This window comes from Geoalkalibacter subterraneus (genome assembly GCF_000827125.1).
Lineage (GTDB): Bacteria > Desulfobacterota > Desulfuromonadia > Desulfuromonadales > Geoalkalibacteraceae > Geoalkalibacter_A > Geoalkalibacter_A subterraneus.
In genome coordinates, this window is record NZ_CP010311.1 from 1,353,113 (window position 1) to 1,370,942 (window position 17,830).

General features: G+C 58.9%; 14 protein-coding genes and 1 CRISPR repeat array (1 of these 15 only partly in view). Of the genes, 13 read left to right on the forward strand and 1 reads right to left on the reverse strand.

The window, feature by feature from the left end; translation table 11 throughout:
- The first annotated feature begins 15 nt into the window (after nucleotides 1-15).
- A complete protein-coding gene (locus GSUB_RS17950) occupies nucleotides 16-1,311 on the forward strand; it encodes a divergent polysaccharide deacetylase family protein (protein WP_144401962.1) in 1,296 nt (431 codons plus the stop codon).
- A gap of 30 nt (nucleotides 1,312-1,341) precedes the next feature.
- Here the strand turns inward: GSUB_RS17950 and GSUB_RS06135 are convergent, their stop codons facing one another.
- Nucleotides 1,342-2,256 carry a ParA family protein gene (locus tag GSUB_RS06135; RefSeq protein ID WP_052464645.1) on the reverse strand — a complete coding sequence of 305 codons (915 nt, stop codon included), beginning with the start codon at nucleotides 2,254-2,256 and terminating at the stop codon, nucleotides 1,342-1,344.
- Between the two features lie 162 nt (nucleotides 2,257-2,418).
- Between GSUB_RS06135 and xseA the strand changes: the two genes are divergently transcribed.
- The 12 genes from xseA (at nucleotide 2,419) to cas2 (ending at nucleotide 15,795) form a co-directional block, all read left to right on the forward strand.
- Complete coding sequence (gene xseA, locus GSUB_RS06140) at nucleotides 2,419-3,618, forward strand: exodeoxyribonuclease VII large subunit (protein ID WP_040199754.1); 1,200 nt, start codon at nucleotides 2,419-2,421, stop codon at nucleotides 3,616-3,618.
- Between the two features lie 144 nt (nucleotides 3,619-3,762).
- The gene (gene xseB / locus GSUB_RS06145; RefSeq protein WP_040199755.1) at nucleotides 3,763-4,005 is read left to right on the forward strand and encodes an exodeoxyribonuclease VII small subunit; all 243 of its coding nucleotides are present in this window, start codon (nucleotides 3,763-3,765) and stop codon (nucleotides 4,003-4,005) included.
- Between the two features lie 10 nt (nucleotides 4,006-4,015).
- Nucleotides 4,016-4,906 carry a polyprenyl synthetase family protein gene (locus GSUB_RS06150; protein WP_040202178.1) on the forward strand — a complete coding sequence of 297 codons (891 nt, stop codon included), beginning with the start codon at nucleotides 4,016-4,018 and terminating at the stop codon, nucleotides 4,904-4,906.
- 35 nt (nucleotides 4,907-4,941) lie between these two features.
- Nucleotides 4,942-6,813 (forward strand): 1-deoxy-D-xylulose-5-phosphate synthase, encoded by a 1,872-nt coding sequence (gene dxs, locus GSUB_RS06155; protein ID WP_040199757.1) that lies wholly within the window; start codon nucleotides 4,942-4,944, stop codon nucleotides 6,811-6,813.
- A 447-nt stretch (nucleotides 6,814-7,260) separates the two neighbouring features.
- Nucleotides 7,261-9,453, forward strand: coding sequence for a CRISPR-associated helicase/endonuclease Cas3 (locus GSUB_RS06160; RefSeq protein WP_040199758.1), 2,193 nt, complete (start codon nucleotides 7,261-7,263; stop codon nucleotides 9,451-9,453).
- Between the two features lie 30 nt (nucleotides 9,454-9,483).
- Nucleotides 9,484-10,149, forward strand: coding sequence for a type I-C CRISPR-associated protein Cas5c (cas5c, locus tag GSUB_RS06165; protein ID WP_040199759.1), 666 nt, complete (start codon nucleotides 9,484-9,486; stop codon nucleotides 10,147-10,149).
- The gene (cas8c, locus tag GSUB_RS06170; protein WP_040199761.1) at nucleotides 10,146-11,897 is read left to right on the forward strand and encodes a type I-C CRISPR-associated protein Cas8c/Csd1; all 1,752 of its coding nucleotides are present in this window, start codon (nucleotides 10,146-10,148) and stop codon (nucleotides 11,895-11,897) included. Before cas5c ends, cas8c begins: the two co-directional genes overlap by 4 nt.
- Before the next feature lie 3 nt (nucleotides 11,898-11,900).
- On the forward strand, nucleotides 11,901-12,761 hold the full coding sequence (gene cas7c, locus GSUB_RS06175) for a type I-C CRISPR-associated protein Cas7/Csd2 (RefSeq protein ID WP_040199762.1): 861 nt from the start codon (nucleotides 11,901-11,903) through the stop codon (nucleotides 12,759-12,761).
- A gap of 165 nt (nucleotides 12,762-12,926) precedes the next feature.
- The gene (locus tag GSUB_RS06180; protein WP_040199764.1) at nucleotides 12,927-13,793 is read left to right on the forward strand and encodes a HEAT repeat domain-containing protein; all 867 of its coding nucleotides are present in this window, start codon (nucleotides 12,927-12,929) and stop codon (nucleotides 13,791-13,793) included.
- A gap of 58 nt (nucleotides 13,794-13,851) precedes the next feature.
- Nucleotides 13,852-14,526, forward strand: a complete 675-nt coding sequence (gene cas4 / locus GSUB_RS06185) for a CRISPR-associated protein Cas4 (RefSeq protein ID WP_052464646.1) — start codon at nucleotides 13,852-13,854, stop codon at nucleotides 14,524-14,526.
- Nucleotides 14,471-15,502: a type I-C CRISPR-associated endonuclease Cas1c gene (gene cas1c, locus GSUB_RS06190; protein WP_040199765.1), complete on the forward strand. Its 1,032-nt coding sequence runs from the start codon at nucleotides 14,471-14,473 to the stop codon at nucleotides 15,500-15,502. Before cas4 ends, cas1c begins: the two co-directional genes overlap by 56 nt.
- 2 nt (nucleotides 15,503-15,504) lie before the next feature.
- Nucleotides 15,505-15,795: a CRISPR-associated endonuclease Cas2 gene (gene cas2 / locus GSUB_RS06195; RefSeq protein ID WP_040199767.1), complete on the forward strand. Its 291-nt coding sequence runs from the start codon at nucleotides 15,505-15,507 to the stop codon at nucleotides 15,793-15,795.
- Nucleotides 15,796-15,959: 164 nt separating this feature from the next.
- A CRISPR array of direct repeats spans nucleotides 15,960-17,830; the repeat unit is 32 nt; unit sequence GTCGCCCCCCGTGCGGGGGCGTGGATTGAAAC; it runs 1,447 nt beyond the window's last position.

A 17,830-nucleotide genomic window follows, 5' to 3' on the forward strand; every position in this document is an offset into this window, starting at 1 on the left:
CTTTTCGCAGGTTTTATGGCACCCGCTAAAAAGAAAGCGCCGAGCAAGGCGTCCTCCGGCAAGACCCCGCCCAAGACCCCGCCCAAGAAAACGGCGAAGAAAGCGGCCCAGAAGGCGGCAAAGAAAGCGCCGCAGAAGACGACGCCCGCCGCTTCTGGCGGAAAGTCACCCCGAAGCAGGAACCCTAAGGTCACAGCAGGGGAACTCAAGATCTGGGTGGCGCTGCTGTGCGTTGTGATTTTCCTTGTGGCCGCAGTGGCGCTTCTGCAAAAAGCACGCAAGGTTTTTGACCCGGGGGACGCCGACCCTGTTCCCGTTGCATCCACCGAGGTTGAAAAACTCGGTTTCGAGCAGGCCCGCACCATTTTCGAGCAGGCCATGGATGAGATCGTCGATGGCCCCTCTGTCGAACGTACGCGCAGCACTGACAGCGTCGCCTATCGGATTCTGAACGAGGATTTGTCGCAGGAGGAATTCACCCATCTCGAAGCCGTGCTGGGCGCCAGTCCGGGACAGTGGCGGCTCAACCGTCCGCAAACCGGGCATCTCGTTGCCAGGGCGGAGGACAGGTGGCAGTTCGAACTGCTGTTCGTAACGCCTCCCTCCCCGCCGCCTTTGGAGAACGTTGAGCAGGGCCCGCGGGTGGCCATCATCATGGATGATATGGGCAATGACACCTTCAGCACTCGGGAGCTGCTGGCCATCGACCTCGAGGTGACGTTTGCCGTTCTGCCGGAAACCGAATCTTCAACTGAGACAGCGCGACTGGCTCATGCACAGGGGCGCGAGGTGATGCTGCACCTGCCCATGGAGCCGATCGGCTATCCTCAACCCAATCCGGGACGAAACGCCCTGCTGATCAGCTTGTCCGCCGAGCAGATCCGGGCGCGCATGGCTTCCTATCTTCAGCAGGTACCCCATGCCGTCGGCGGCAACAATCACATGGGGTCGCGCTTTACCCAGCATGAGGAGGGGATGCGGGTGGTGCTCGATGAGCTGGCCCGGCATAACCTCTTTTTTGTCGACAGCCTGACCACCAACGGTTCGGTCACCCGTCGCTTGGCCGCGGATCGCGGTGTGCCTTTCGGGCGTCGCAGCCTTTTTCTGGATAATGATGCTGATGTGGAAAAAGTCCGCCAGCAGATCCGCAAGCTGATCAGCCTGGCGTTGCGAGAAGGAGAGGCGGTAGGAATCTGTCACCCCTATCCGGAAACGATGGAAGCGCTACGGCGCGAACAGGAGTCTTTCGCCGCCGCAGGCGTCAAGGTGGTTCCCATGTCGCATCTGGTAAGGTCGCTGCCGCGATCCTGACAAGGAGCGGTCCGATGTCATGAGGTGTTTTCAGGTAGCGGATTGGGAAGGCAGCGCGTCTGATTCAGAATCGTCCGTAAAGTTTTCAGCTGCCTGCTCATCGGCGTTCTTCAAGCTCTCTCTTTCAGCTTCGAGCTGAGCGATGATTGACGCGATGCGTCGCCGGGGCGTTTTGTGCATATCGTCGAACACCTGGCTGGCCAGGTGGATAAACTGCTGATGCACCTCGGTGTTGCGACCGTAGCTCAGGACGGGATGGATTTTCCCTTCCGGGTTGGTGTTGAGAGACTCGACCTTGGGACTCTTGGAAATAAAACCATCCAGGCAGCGATAACCTCGGTTGATGGCGTAAGCGCGCAGCAGTTCCTGGGTGTTTTTGAACGGCCCATCGAAGCGGATGCGCGAATCGACCAGGCAGGGAAGGATGCGAAGCGGACGGCGCGAGAGACCCTGCTGATCGAAAAAATCGTACAGATTGCGGCAGTTCTCCAGCGAGGGGGCGTCTTTGACCGGCACGATGACCCGGTCGGCGGCGAACAGGGCATTGCGGGTCAGGATATCCAGATCAGGGCGGGTGTCGACGATGACAACCCCGCTCAGGCTGGCGCCCGCCAGCCCCAGGGCCAGATCGGCGACGCTGTGTACGCTGCCGCGCAAGGTTTCCGTATCGCGCCAGGAGGGGATGAAGCAGACGCCGTACTGCCCCAGTTCGATCAGATCTTCAACGCCGTGGTCACCTGTGAGAAGATCACGGACCGTGGCACGCTCCCGCCCCCGGCCGATGCGGAACATGCGGTCGACGCTGAAGTGGTTGTCGAAGCTCAGCAGCGTCACCGGCAGATCTTCGTCGATGGCCTTGAGGTAGATGGCCAGATTGGTGGCCAAGGTCGTTTTTCCGACCCCGCCTTTCTCGCTGGAAATGGTGACCACGTAAGGGCCGGTCATGCAGCGTCTCCTTGTAGAACGAACTTGAGGTTTCCTGCGAACTCCCGTTCAGAGCAGGTATTTCGCCGGCTATCTTGGGCCATTCGCCGCCGTGTGTCAACGGCCTGTCGCCCGGATCGCCCTGTTTCCTCCGTACTTCACCGTACTTTTTCAGGTTTGCCCATGTCTGAATCCCTGCCATTGCTTTCTGTCGCGCGTCTGGTGGCACTGCTGCGCGAAACCGTTGAGGATAATTTTGTCCAGGTGCTGGTCGAAGGCGAAATTTCCAACTATGCCCGCCCGCCCTCAGGCCACGCCTATTTCACACTGAAAGATGACAAGGCACAGCTGCGTTCCGTGATGTTTCGTCCCTACAACCGCCTTCTGCGCTTCGTGCCTGAAAACGGCATGCAGGTCATCTGCGGCGGGCGCATCAGTCTTTACGAGCCGCGCGGCGAGTTGCAGATGGTCGTCGAAACCATGGAGCCCAAGGGGCTCGGCGGCCTGCAGGTGGCCTTTGCGCAGCTCAAAGAACGATTGGAGAGCGAAGGGTTGTTTGCGCCGGAGCGCAAGCGCCCCCTGCCGGGCTTCCCGCGCTGCATCGGGGTGGTAACATCTGCCTCCGGTGCAGCGATTCACGACATCCTCAATGTGCTGCGCCGCCGCCTGACCGGCGTGAGGATCATTCTGCGGCCGGCCCAGGTGCAGGGCAGGGGAGCTGCGGCCGACATTGCCTCCGGCATCGCCGACCTCAATCGGCAGGGCGAGGCCGACGTCCTTATCGTCGGCCGGGGCGGCGGTAGCCTTGAGGATCTGTGGGCCTTCAACGAGGAGGAGGTGGCCCGTGCCATTTATGCCTCGCACATTCCCGTCATCAGCGCCGTCGGCCATGAGACCGATGTCACCATCGCGGACCTGGTGGCCGACCTGCGTGCGCCCACTCCCAGCGCCGCTGCTGAAATGGTGGCCAAGAGCCGCCTTGAACTTGAAGGTCACCTCGATCACCTGTCCATGCGCCTTGCCTCCCAGATGCGTTCCCGTTTGAACCTGCTGGAGGAGAGGGTCGAAGGGCTGGCCCGGCGTCTGCGTTCGCCCATCGAAGATCTGCAGCAGTGCCGCGGTCGAATCGATGAACTCGAACAGCGCCTGCAGAAGCAGATGGTCAGAGAAGTCGCGACCCGGCACGAGAAACTTGGCGCATTGACCGGACGCCTGGACGCCTTGAGCCCCCTCGGCGTCCTCAAGCGCGGCTATGCCATCGTGATGCACAGCGAGAGCGGCGAGGCGGTCCGCCGTGCCGAGGCGGTGGCGCTCGGCGATCCCCTGCATATCCGGTTGAAACAGGGACATCTGCAGGCCCGGGTGACGGAGGTGGAACCCTGAGTGCGTTCCCTGTCCGTTTTCCTTGAAACCAGTCATTGACGCACTCGCAAAAAATCTTGACCCGACCCGGTCAGGGTGTCAATAATCTCTATTTGCCCCAAAAGTCCCGTTTCTGTTCGGGCTTTGTGCAAGGAGACGCTCACTATGCAGGACCCCGATTTCGAAAAAGCTCTCAAGCAGCTGGAGGATGCCGTCACAAAACTTGAAAGCGGCGAGCTTTCCCTGGAAGAATCGCTGCGCTGCTTCGAAGACGGCGTTCGTTCGGCTCGGCAGTGCCGCACTGCGCTTGATTCCATGCAGACACGGGTCGAGCAGCTGCTGAAGAAAAGCGACGGAAAGATTGAAACCGCCGCGTTGCACTTCGACGATGAAAATGGACAAGACTGAGGGAGGATTCGTGGATCTCAAGGCTTATCTCAAGCAAAAGGCCGCGCTGGTGGATGAGGCGATCATGCGCTATCTGCCGGCGCCCGACACCATGCCCGCCAAATTGCACCAGGCCATGCGCTATTCGGTCATGGCCGGCGGAAAGCGGGTGCGCCCGGTGCTGATGCTCGCGGCCTGCGCGGCGGTGGGCGGCAATGAAAAGAATGCGCTTCCGGCGGCCTGCGCCATGGAAATGATCCATACCTATTCGCTGATTCATGACGATCTGCCCGCCATGGACGACGACGATTTCCGCCGTGGGCGCCCGACCAACCACAAGGTTTATGGCGAGGCGACCGCCATCCTGGCCGGCGATGCCCTGCTGACCGAAGCTTTCATTCTGCTCAGCGACGCCAGGATCAATTCTGATGTACCACCCGAGGTTCTGTTGCGGGTCTGCAGCACCATCGCCCGCTGCGCCGGTTCCATGGGGATGGTGGGCGGACAGGTGGTGGATATGGAATCGGAAGGGAAGGAGATTGATTTCCCGACCCTCGAATATATCCACACCCACAAGACCGGTGCCCTGATTCTGGCGGCCATTCAAAGTGGCGCCCTGATCGGCGGCGCCGATGAAAAGACTTTTGATGCGTTAAAACGCTACGGCGGCGCGGTGGGGCTGGCCTTCCAGGTTGCCGACGACATTCTCGACGTGGTCGGCGACAGCCAGGCCCTGGGCAAAAGCGCCGGCCGCGACCACGCGCGCGGCAAAAACACTTATCCGGCCCTGATCGGGCTTGACGCCAGCCGCTCCCGGGCGCGCGACCTGGTCAATGTCGCGCACCAGGCGATTGAGCCTTTGGGCGAGGCCGCCGAACCACTGCGCGCCATCGCCTCCTATATCATCGAACGTGAGACCTGAGAACCCAGGCCTTAAACAGTATAGTGGAATCCGATATGAATCTGCTTGAACAAATCCACTCACCAGCCGATCTGCGCAAGCTCCCCAAAGAGCAGCTCCCTGCCCTGGCAGAGGAGATCCGACGGTTTGTTATCGAGACGGTCGCCAAAAACGGAGGGCATCTCTCCAGCAACCTCGGCGTCATTGAGCTGACCCTCGCCCTGCATCGAGCCTTTGATACTCCAAGCGACCGCATCGTATGGGACGTCGGGCATCAGGCCTACACTCACAAGCTGATCACCGGCCGCAAGGCGAAATTCTGCTCGCTGCGTCAGGTCGACGGCCTCAGCGGTTTTCCCAAGCGCGACGAAAGCGAGTACGACTGCTTCGACGTTGGCCATGCCAGCACCTCTATCTCCGCAGCTCTCGGCATGGCCTGCGCACGCGATGCCACAGGCGGCAGGGAGAAGGTGGTGGCGGTGATCGGCGACGGCTCCCTCACCGGCGGATTGGCCTTCGAAGGGCTCAACCAGGCCGGGCACCTCAAGAAGGATTTCATCCTCATCCTCAACGACAACGAGATGTCGATATCTCCCAATGTCGGGGCGGTGTCCTCCTTTCTGAGCCGCAAAATGACCTCCGACCTGTTCATCAAGTTCAAGAAGGAGACCGAGAATTTTCTCACCCATCTGCCCGGGTTCGGCCGCGATCTGCTCAGCCTGGCCAAGCGCGCGGAAGACTCCCTCAAAGGATTTCTCACCCCCGGCATGCTGTTCGAGGCTTTCGGCTTCGATTACATCGGTCCCATCGACGGGCACAACCTCGAGGAACTCGAAGAAACCCTGCGTAATGTCAAAAGACTCAACGGTCCCGTGCTGGTACATGTGCTCACCCGCAAGGGCAAGGGTTTTGCCGCCGCCGAGTCCGATCCAGCCACGTTTCACGGCGTTGGCCCCTATGATGCCCAGACCGGAGTTGTGCATAAAAAAGCCGGTGCCGCGCCCAGCTATACATCGATCTTCGGCGAGACTCTGGTGAAGATGGCGCAAGAGGATAAGCGCCTGGTAGCGATCACAGCCGCCATGCTCGAAGGCACCGGCCTGAAAGCCTTTGCCGAGCGATTCCCCGAGCGTTTCTTCGATGTCGGCATTGCCGAGCAGCATGCGGTTACCTTCGCCGCAGGGCTTGCCTGCCGCGGCATGCGGCCGGTGGTGGCGATTTACTCCACCTTCCTGCAACGCGCCTACGACAACGTCCTGCACGACGTCTGCCTGCAGAATCTACCGGTGACATTTGCCATGGATCGCGGCGGGCTGGTCGGCGCCGACGGCCCTACCCACCACGGGGTGTTCGATTATTCCTATCTGCGCCACATCCCCAACCTGGTTTTCATGGTGCCGCGCGACGAAGTCGCCCTGCAGCGCACCATGGCCACGGCGCTGCAGCACGACGGCCCCTTCGCCTACCGCTATCCCCGCGGCGAATCCGAGGGCCTGCCTCAGCCCACCGAAATTACCCCCGCGCCCATCGGCCGCGGCGAGAAGCTGCGTGACGGCAAAGACGGCGTGATCTTCGCCATCGGCACCATGGTCGGCGAAGCGCTCAAAGCCGCTGAAGCTCTTGCCGGCGAAGGGCTGGAACTGGCCGTCGTGGACGCCGTGTTCCTCAAACCCCTCGACCGCGACCTGATGCTCGAAGAAGCGCGGCGCACCGGCCGCGTCATCACTGCCGAAGAAAACGTCCTGCAGGGCGGCTTCGGCTCCGCCGTACTCGAACTGTTCGAACAGGAACAGGTCGATTCCGTCCGCACCCTGTGCATCGGCCTGCCCGACGAATTTGTCGAGCAGGGGACCCAGCAGCAGCTGCGCCAACGCCACGGCATCGACGCTGCGGGCATGGCCGAACGCATCCGCAAGTGGTACGCGTAAACCGGCCGAGTCAATCCCAAAAATTCATTTCTGAAATAAAGGCGAGCCGCTTAGTATCACAGGAAACCCCCTGGCTTTGCCGGGGGACCCTAAAAGTTTGACATTTGCGGGAGTATGGTTCACCCCGTCATTACGGTTCTAAGTTTTTGACTTTGCGATTGCGTTAAAGCCCCTTTGAGGGGCTAGCAATCGCTTAAAGCCCCCAGTTTGACTGGGGGATACTTACTTTGATATAAGGAGCTCTCCTTTTTTTAATGATCTCCCTAGGCTCATCTAAGGTTTTTCGAAGGGCAAAATAAGGGATTCCCTGATTGTTTTCTTGTATATGGTGGAGTAGGGTGGGAAGAAAGAATTGGGTTGTGAGACTTATTGTGTCACGTTGCTATGAGGTAATTTCTTCATAGAAGAAATCCGAAGGTGAAATATGATGTTCTGAGAGAGGGGATTATGCATCATTACTATGCCCATTCATCTGACAATCCCGACAAATCAGAATGGCAAAAGCTACCCGATCATTTGAATAACACGGCCGCGCTGGCCGAACGTTTTGCGGCGGTCTTCAGCGCCGGGCAATGGGGGCGGCTGGCGGGTTTACTGCACGATGCCGGAAAGGCCACGCCCCGTTTCACCGCGCGGCTGGAAGGTAATTCAGCACGGGTCGATCATTCCACCTTCGGAGCGCAATTGGCCCGGGATCGGCTGGGTCGCCTCGGAGTCCTCCTGTCCTACGTCGTTGCCGGACATCACGGTGGCCTCCCCGACGGCGGTGGGCAGGAAGGCAAACTGCATTTTCGGTTGAAGCACGCCAAGATGCCACCCGACGTAGAACTGCTGCCGGACGTCGACCTGCGCGGCGATCTTCTTCCGCCCTTCAAGCTTCCCGCCGAGCGTAAGGCGTTCAGCCTGGCATTTTTCACGCGGATGATTTTTTCCTGCCTGGTCGATGCCGATTTTCTCGACACCGAAGCCTTCTGCGCGCCGGAAAAAGCCCGGCAGCGTGCCCCCGAGGCAGATGGGGATCTGTTCAAACATTTGCAGCGAAGCCTGGCGGAATTTCTTGCCGACAAAGCCCGCACGGCTGTCCCCACCCCCGTCAACGACCTGCGCCGCGCCATCCTCTCCCAATGTCGGCAAAAAGCCGGCCAACCCCAGGGGTTTTTCTCCCTGACCGTGCCCACCGGCGGGGGCAAAACCTTTTCCTCCTTGGCCTTCGCCCTGGATCATGCGGTTGTCCATGGTCTGCGTCGCGTCATCTATGCCATTCCCTTCACCTCCATCATCGAGCAGAACGCCAGGGAATTTAAGGCGGCACTGGGCTCTGACTATGTTCTGGAGCACCACTGTAATTACAAGGAAAGCGATGATCCGGAAGAAAGCGCCTACAACCGCCGCCGCGGGTTGGCCAGTGAAAACTGGGATGCCCCGCTTGTCGTGACCACCAACGTGCAATTCTTCGAATCGCTGTTCAGCAACAAGTCATCGCGCTGCCGCAAGCTGCACAACATCGCCGGCAGCGTCATCGTGCTCGATGAGGCCCAGGCGATTCCCACCGACTACCTTGAACCCTGCCTTGCCGCGCTGCGCGAACTGGTCGAACGGTACGGTTGTTCCGTGGTTCTGTGCACGGCGACCCAACCGGCGCTCGACGACGGCAGCCTGCGCATGGCGTTGCCGCGCGTTCAGGAAATCGTGGATGACCCCCAAGGGCTCTATCAAAACCTGCGGCGCACGCAGGTGCATCTGATCGGGAAAGTCTCCGATAAGGATCTCGCCGCGCGCGTTGACGCCGAACGCCAGGTGCTGTGCATCGTCTCCACCAAGAAACAGGCGCGCACTCTCTTCGAGAAAGTCCGTCAGTCTGGAGAAGAAGGCACCTTCCATCTCTCGACTAACATGTATCCCATTCATCGGCGACGTATCCTTGAAGAAATCCGCACCCGCCTCAGGGAGAAAAAAGCCTGTCGCCTGGTGGCCACCTCTCTTGTCGAAGCGGGAGTCGATCTCGATTTTCCGGTCGTTTATCGCGCCATGGCCGGTCTGGATTCCATTGCCCAGGCGGCAGGACGCTGCAACCGCGAGGGACGGCTTCCGGAGAAAGGCAAGGTGTTTGTCTTCGAAGCCGAAAATCCCCCGCGCATGCCCTGGATCAGGCGTTGCGCGTCGCGCGCCGCCGAAACCCTGCGCGCCTTGCCGGAGGCTGATCCCTTGGGGCTTGAGGCCATGCACCGTTATTTCGAACTGCTCTACGATGTGGAAGATCCGGACAAAAAGCAGATTATGGATTTGCTCAATCCAAAGCAACTGACCGGCGAACTGATTCTGCCTTTCCGCGAAGCGGCCCAGGCCTTCCGGTTCATCGAGGAGGACACCGTCGGCGTCATCGTCGCCCTGGACGCCGAGGCGCGTGAGCTTGTCCACGAATTGCGCCACACCCCCTATCCGCGCGCCACCCTGAGAAAATTGCAGCAATACACGGTCGCGGTGCGCTCCAGGGAGTTCGCGGCATTGCAAGGCGCAGGCGCCCTGGAGATGGTCCTCAGGGATTTCCCGCTGCTGTGCAATGACTCGGCGTACAGCGAAGACGTGGGGTTATGCGTTGATGGCAGCGAAGTGCGGGAACCACGGGAGTTGATTCTGTAACTTGGTTGAATAAGGAGAAAAGGAGGAATCATGGCCTATGGCGTAAAGTTAAAAGTCTGGGGGGATTATGCCTGTTTCACACGCCCGGAAATGAAGGTCGAACGCGTCTCCTACGATGTGATGACCCCTTCGGCGGCGCGCGGCATTCTGGAGGCGATTCACTGGAAGCCGGCCATTCGCTGGGTGGTGGATCGCATCCATGTGCTGCGCCCCATCAAGTTCGACAACGTGCGGCGCAACGAGGTCAGTTCGAAAATCCCCAAGCCCAATCCGGCAACAGCCATGCGCGAAGGCAAGCGGCTGTACTTTCTTGTGGACGACGGCGACAATCGCCAGCAGCGCGCCTCGACTCTGCTGCGCGATGTCGAGTACGTCGTCGAAGCCCATTTTGAACTCACCGACAAGGCGGGCCCGGACGACAACGAAGGAAAGCATCTGGCCATTTTCAATCGCCGCGCTGCCAACGGGCAGTTTTTTCATCAGCCCTGCCTTGGCTGCCGGGAGTTCCCGGCTTATTTCGAGTTGTTGGACGGCGAGGTGCCGCCTTCGCCCTATGTCGGGAAATCCAGGGATTTGGGCTATATGCTGCTTGATCTGGATTTTACCGACAACATGACGCCGCTGTTTTTCCGGGCGGTCATGGAAGACGGTATCATCAGTACGCCCGCACCCGGTTCGACGGAGGTGCGCACATGATTTTGCAAGCTTTGAACAGCTATTACGAACGCATGGCGTCGGAACCCGATTCAGAAATGCCGCCTTTGGGAACCAGCATCGAGGGCATTTCCTTTGCCCTGGTTCTGGGTGAGGACGGTAGCCTCAAAGACGTGGAAGATCTTCGTGAGCAGGACGGGCGCAACCTGCGCGCCCGTAAAATGCCCGTCCCGGCAGCGGTGACACGGACTTCGGGGGTCAAACCTAATTTTCTCTGGGATAAGTCGAGTTATGTCTTTGGCTCCGATGGCGAAGGCGCTACAGAAAAGAATCGGGAGCGCTTCGCGGCCTTCAAGGGCTTTCTGCGGCAGGTCGGTGCGGCGGTGGATGATCCCGGGCTCTCGGCCGTTTTCAGATTTCTGGATGCCTGGCACTGTGACGAGGCACAAACCACCATCAGCCGTTTTGTGCCCTGGGAAGAAGCCGCCAACGCCAATTTCGTGTTTCGCCTGGACGGCGCCCCCGGCTTTATCCACAATCGCCCGCCCGTGCAAAAGGCCTGGATCAAATACAACCAGGAAAAAGAGGCCGGAGAACTTGTTCAGTGCCTGATTTCCGGTGAAGCTGATACGCCCTTGGCGCGTGTTCATACGCCCATCAAGGGGGTGCGCGGCGGGCAAACTTCGGGCGGATATATCGTGTCTTTCAATAAGCCCGCCTTCGTTTCCTACGGGCAGGACAAGGCATCGGTGGCGGAATCCTCGGCCTTTGCCTACACCACGGCGCTCAATGCCCTGCTTGCGGGGAAAAGCCGGCGCAAGGTGCATATCGGTGATACCACCCTGGTGTTCTGGGCGCAGCGCGCCAGCCCGGCGGAGGATTTCCTCGCCGACCTGATTGAACCTTCTACAGAAAACAAAGATACAACTGAAAGCCTGGATGATCCGCAAACCGCCGGGAAGATCCACGGTTTGCTGCATGCCATCCGCGAAGGGCGCCGCGCTGTCGACATCTTGCCGGACCTCGATGAATCCGTGCAGTTCTATATTCTCGGGCTGGCGCCCAATGCTGCGCGCCTATCCGTGCGCTTTTGGGAGGCGAACAACCTGGGGGCCTTGCTGGAGCGCATCGGCAGGCACTTTCAGCAATTGAGACTGGTGCGGCAATTTGACAGCGAGCCCGAGTTTGCGCCCCTGTGGCGGCTGCTGTGCCAGACCGCCGCCCAGGGGAAAAGCGAAAACGTCTCGCCGGTCCTGGCGGGGGGCATGACCAAAGCCATGCTCACCGGCGGCCCTTATCCGCACAGTCTCCTGCCGGTCGTCTTGGATCGTATTCGTGCCGAGCATGGCGTTACCTATTTTCGCGCCGCTTTGCTCAAGGCTTTTCTGATGCGCAATCATCACATGGAGGTGCCCGTGTCCCTTGATCTCGAAAAGAAAGATCTGCCCTACCTGCTGGGGCGCTTGTTTGCCGTCCTGGAAAAATCCCAGGAAGAAGCCGTTCCCGGCGCTGGTGCCACCATCAAAGACCGTTATCTGGCCTCGGCTTCGGCCACGCCGGGCCTTGTTTTCCACGTGCTGCTGAAAAGCGCGGCCAATCATGTCGCAAAGCTGCGCAAAGACCCCGAGAGAAGGGGCAGGGCGTTTCATTTCGACAGCCTGACCCAGGACATTCTCGCCGAGATCGCCGACTTCCCCAAAACCCTGGCCGCCGTTGAGCAGGGGCAATTCATGATCGGCTACTATCATCAGCGCAAAGACTTTTTCACTAAGAAAAATCAGGAGGGATAAACCATGACCGCTATCGCCAATCGCTACGAATTCGTGCTGCTCTTCGATGTGCAAAACGGCAACCCCAACGGCGACCCCGACGCCGGCAACATGCCGCGCATCGACCCGGAAACCGGCCATGGGCTGGTGACCGATGTCTGCCTGAAGCGCAAGATCCGCAACCATGTGGCTCTGGCCCGGGACGGCGCCGAAGGCTACAACATTTACGTGCAGGAAAAAGCAGTGCTCAATCAGACCAACCAATTGGCCTATAAAGCTTTCGACCTGAAGGCCGAAACCAAAAAACTGCCCAAGAAACTTGAGGACGCGCAGAAGGTGACCGGCTGGATGTGCGCCAATTTTTTCGATATCCGTAGCTTCGGCGCGGTGATGACCACCGAAGTCAACTGCGGTCAGGTGCGCGGCCCGGTGCAGTTGGCGTTTGCCAAGAGTGTTGAGCCCATCGTGCCTCAGGAAATCAGCATCACCCGCATGGCCGTCACCAACGAAAAAGACCTTGAAAAAGAGCGCACCATGGGCCGCAAGCACATCGTTCCTTACGGGCTCTATGTCGCGCAGGGTTTTGTGTCCGCGCCCCTGGCGCAAAAGACCGGCTTCAGCGAAGACGATCTGGAACTTCTCTGGGATGCGCTCATCAACATGTTTGAACACGATCGCTCGGCGGCGCGGGGCGTGATGAGCAGCCGCAAGCTTTTTGTATTCAAGCACCGAGACAAACTGGGCAACGCCCCCGCGCACAAGTTGTTCGACCTGATACGCGTCGAGCGCGCCGCAGGGTCGCAGGGGCCTGCCCGATCGTTCACGGATTTCGATGTAACCGTCGGTGCAGCGCCCACCGGGGTAGAAATACTCAAACCTCTTTAGGCAACACTAGGGCGGTTTTGCCTTTGTGCCCTGGTTGTGCCAAGCGATGAAGCATCATCGCTGTATTCATTGTTTATGGGAAGGGAGGGGACAGGCTGTCCCTCTCCCTGAGGGAATGCAATCCGTGACAATTCGTCACGGGTAGCTTATGCCTTGGGAATATTCATGGACCAAAAACTGGAAAAACACTTCCGCGAGCGAGCGGTTGTGCTGGGCAATTCCGGCGACTCGGCCGCCTTGCCGGAACTGATTGATTTGACGCGCTCACCCGCCGCCAACGTGCGGCGGTTGGCGGCGTCTGCCATCGGCAAACTGGCGGGACTGGCCGAAGCCAAAGTCGCCGTGGCGGCCTTGCAGCCGCTGTTGCAGGATGGTTCCCCGCAGGTGCGTCAATATGCGGCCAAAGCGCTCAGTGCCTATGGCGCCGAGGCGAAGTGCGCCTTGGCGGATTTACGTGACATGGCCATTAGTCCGGTGGAAAAAGAGTACAACAACAATGGCGCCAAACTGGCCATCGAAATCATTGAGGAAGCGAGTCGGATCGTAGAGAGACAAGCGGTACACTGCTGCCGGCGCTGCGGAGTCAAGCTTGAAGCGGACGAGTACACCCGTAGCCATAAGGCATTTCAGCGGCCGTTCTGCAACTATTGTTTCGACGAGGTTTTTCTCGAGCGGCGCAATTTCGAGACCAAGGTGCAATTACAGAAAAACATTCGCGCCAAGGACGGGACCTGGGTGCAGTCCGACGGAGAGCGGCTGATCTGTGAGGTATTGCATGCTGAACGCATTCGTTACCGCTACGACGAGCGATTCCGCATCCTTGACGGCTATGCCATCCGTCCCGATTTTTATCTGCCGGAGTTCGATGTGTATATCGAGTATTGGGGCATGGACACCGCCGATTACAAGATCGGCATGCTCAAAAAACAGCAGCTTTACCAGCAGCAGGGCAAACGACTGGTTTCGCTTTACCCCGAGGACAAACCGCGCATGCGGGACGCCCTGCTGGATAAACTTGGCAAGTATCAGTGACTTGCTGCGCCTGCGCTGTGCGACGTCGATACAGGGTGGGCATTTCGGAGGGTTTTGCATGTATGCCGAAGCCGATTACGTCATGCTGTCCGCGTTGCAGCACTACCAGTATTGCCCGCGCCAGTGCGCTCTGATTCATATTGAGCAGATCTGGGCCGAGAACCTCCACACCGCCGAAGGGCGCATTTTGCATGAGCGTGCCGATAGCCGGGAAAAAGGAGCGAAAGGTTGTGTACGCACTGTACGCACCCTGCCGATTCGCTCCGCGCGGCTGGGCTTGAGCGGGCAGGCCGATGTTGTTGAATTCCATGAGGACGGCAAGGTTTTTCCGGTCGAATACAAACGTGGCAGGCCCAAAGCCAACCGCTGCGACGAGGTGCAACTCTGCGCCCAGGCGCTTTGTCTCGAAGAGATGCTGGGCGTGGCGATTATGGAGGGTGCTTTGTTCTATGGCCGGAACAAACGCCGCCACGCCGTCTTTTTTGACGGCCAACTCAGGCACTTGGCGGAAGAAACGGTTTCTCAGGTGCATGAACTGTTTCGCACGGGTGTGACGCCCAAAGCGGAATATGCGAAGAAATGCGATCAATGTTCACTCATGTCCGCATGCCTGCCGAAGAGTTGTACGGACGCACGGTCGGTTCGGAAATATCTGGCGGGAATGCTCAGGGGGATCGATGAGAAAGATGCTCAACACCCTGTATGTGACGACTCAGGGCGCCTATCTGAATAAAGAGGGCGAAACTGTCGTTGTCAATATCGAACGCGAAACGCGGCTGCGCCTGCCCATTCACACTCTCAGTTCCATCGTGTGTTTCGGGCAAGTGACATGCAGTCCCTTTTTGCTTGGCCATTGCGCTGAGAATGGGGTTGCGGTCAGCTTCATGACCGGCTATGGGCGCTTCCTCGCCAGGGTGCAGGGCCCGGTGGCAGGCAACGTCCTGTTGCGCCGCCAACAGTATCGCCAGGCCGATGATCTGGCGGCGTCGGCGAGGTTGGCGCGTATGTTCGTACTCGGCAAAATTCTCAATTGTCGCACCGTCATGGCGCGGGCAATGCGCGATCATGGCGGCAAGGTTAATGCTGATGGCATCGATAAAACTCTCCAGGTTTTTTCACGGGTATCTCGCGGATTGGTGAATGAGACTGCCCTGGACAACATTCGCGGCATCGAAGGACAGGCGGCCAATGACTATTTCGGGCATTTCAACGATTTGATCGTGGCTCAGAAAGCGGACTTTGTTTTTGCCGGACGTAACCGCAGGCCGCCCCTGGATCGGGTCAACTGTCTGCTGTCTTTTCTCTACTCGCTTCTTTATCACGATGCGCGCTCGGCCCTTGAAACCGTCGGGCTCGATCCCGCTGTGGGCTTTCTGCACCGTGACCGCCCTGGGCGCTTGAGTCTGGCGCTCGATCTGATGGAGGAATTTCGCCCGGTTCTGGCGGATCGTCTGGCCTTGTCGCTTATCAATCTCGGGCAGGCCAGGAAGAAGGGCTTTCGGGTGTTGGAGTCCGGCGCAGTGGTCATGGATGACGAGACACGCAAGACGCTGCTGACTGAGTACCAGAAACGGAAGCAGGTCGAAATTGAGCATCCCTTTCTCAAGGAAAAGCTACCCCTCGGCATGTTGATGTTCGCTCAGGCGCAACTGCTCAGTCGTTATCTGCGCGGGGATCTTGACGAATATCCGCCGTATCTGTGGAGATAACAATGATGGTGCTTGTAAGTTATGACGTAGCGACAACCGATTCAGCAGGCGCCAAGCGGTTGCGCAAGGTGGCCCGGATTTGTACCAATCACGGCCAGCGGGTTCAATATTCTGTGTTTGAGTGCATCGTCGATCCAGCGCAATGGGTCGTGTTACGCCAGCAGCTTATTCGGGCTATCGATGATGCGCAGGACAGCCTCAGATTTTATTTCCTGGGAGCGAATTGGCGGAAACGGGTCGAACATATTGGGGCAAAGGTCGCAATAGACCAAGAGGGCCCTCTAATACTTTAGCGAACCCCAAGCGGTTTCAGATTACCCAGGGGGTTCGCATAGCCTGATTTTTGGTAGCTTTTCGAACTTTTAGAATTCGATATGTCAAACTTTCAAGCTGAAATAAGTAGGTTCGCGGAATTTGGATTTAAAGAGATTCAAAAACAGTAAGTTGCAGCAGGACAGTCGCCCCCCGTGCGGGGGCGTGGATTGAAACGCCGTGAGCAAAGCGTTTTCAATCGCGGAAGCTGTCGCCCCCCGTGCGGGGGCGTGGATTGAAACATGGGTGAACCGCAAGAGGTCGCTTATACAGACGTCGCCCCCCGTGCGGGGGCGTGGATTGAAACCGGTCTTTACGATGTAGAGACCGGCGAGAAGGTCGTCGCCCCCCGTGCGGGGGCGTGGATTGAAACATCATCAACGCAGACTTTCCGACGCTTGGTCGCGTCGCCCCCCGTGCGGGGGCGTGGATTGAAACAGGAAATTGTTAATAGTGAGGAGGAGGGAGCAAGGTCGCCCCCCGTGCGGGGGCGTGGATTGAAACAAAGTCCCACCAGCTTATGTGGCGGCTGAAATATCGTCGCCCCCCGTGCGGGGGCGTGGATTGAAACGTAGTCGGCTATCTCGTTGCCGCTTTTATCTACGGTCGCCCCCCGTGCGGGGGCGTGGATTGAAACATAAACAGGCGTCCCGACTTTGAGCGCGAACTTGAGTCGCCCCCCGTGCGGGGGCGTGGATTGAAACATCTCGCACAGCAAGGCATAATGCTCAGTCCGGCGTCGCCCCCCGTGCGGGGGCGTGGATTGAAACCTCAGATGCTGTGGCAGATGGCGTGTTCCGGCCGTCGCCCCCCGTGCGGGGGCGTGGATTGAAACGTGGAAGCTGTCACAGGCCGGCATGCCGTCTCCGTCGCCCCCCGTGCGGGGGCGTGGATTGAAACACCTGGTTGACGGCCAACCAGTAATAAGGAGCCGTCGCCCCCCGTGCGGGGGCGTGGATTGAAACCAGATCAGGCGCTGACAAAGATCCCCGGCAAAGCGTCGCCCCCCGTGCGGGGGCGTGGATTGAAACAGTTGATCTTTGATGGATTGCATGATTTACCCTTGTCGCCCCCCGTGCGGGGGCGTGGATTGAAACAGCAGGTTGTAGGTTACGTCCTCATAGTTCCGACGTCGCCCCCCGTGCGGGGGCGTGGATTGAAACGCCCATGATCTGGCTGGCTGTTTTAGTCGCGGACGTCGCCCCCCGTGCGGGGGCGTGGATTGAAACTGTCCATGGGTGTTCCTCCTTTTGGTTGTTTGTGTCGCCCCCCGTGCGGGGGCGTGGATTGAAACGAGCATCCTATCTTTTGCTTCAAGGCAGAGGGGAAGTCGCCCCCCGTGCGGGGGCGTGGATTGAAACTTCCGAGGAGGAGGGAGCAAGTAAAGCGCGGATGTCGCCCCCCGTGCGGGGGCGTGGATTGAAACATTGATCTTTTGTTGCAATGCACTCAGAGTGCGCGTCGCCCCCCGTGCGGGGGCGTGGATTGAAACATCAGCCGATTTGTCATCAGAATCAGTTTGATTCGTCGCCCCCCGTGCGGGGGCGTGGATTGAAACTATCTTTACAGCGTAGGTTTTTGTTGTTAAAGTGTCGCCCCCCGTGCGGGGGCGTGGATTGAAACTAAACACCTACCCTGGCCCTTATATGCCTGGACGTCGCCCCCCGTGCGGGGGCGTGGATTGAAACTCTGCTACTGGGGAACGTCGTTACCATTTTATCGTCGCCCCCCGTGCGGGGGCGTGGATTGAAACACCTTGCCTTTAGCATCCATTTACTTTTTAGGGCGTCGCCCCCCGTGCGGGGGCGTGGATTGAAACCTGTTCGGTGGTAATTCTTTGCTTTATGCCTTTGTCGCCCCCCGTGCGGGGGCGTGGATTGAAACTATATAATAAATAAGCAATTCGCGTGCCAAAAATGTCGCCCCCCGTGCGGGGGCGTGGATTGAAACGCTATTTGCTCCGCTGTTAGCATGGCCTCTTAGCGTCGCCCCCCGTGCGGGGGCGTGGATTGAAAC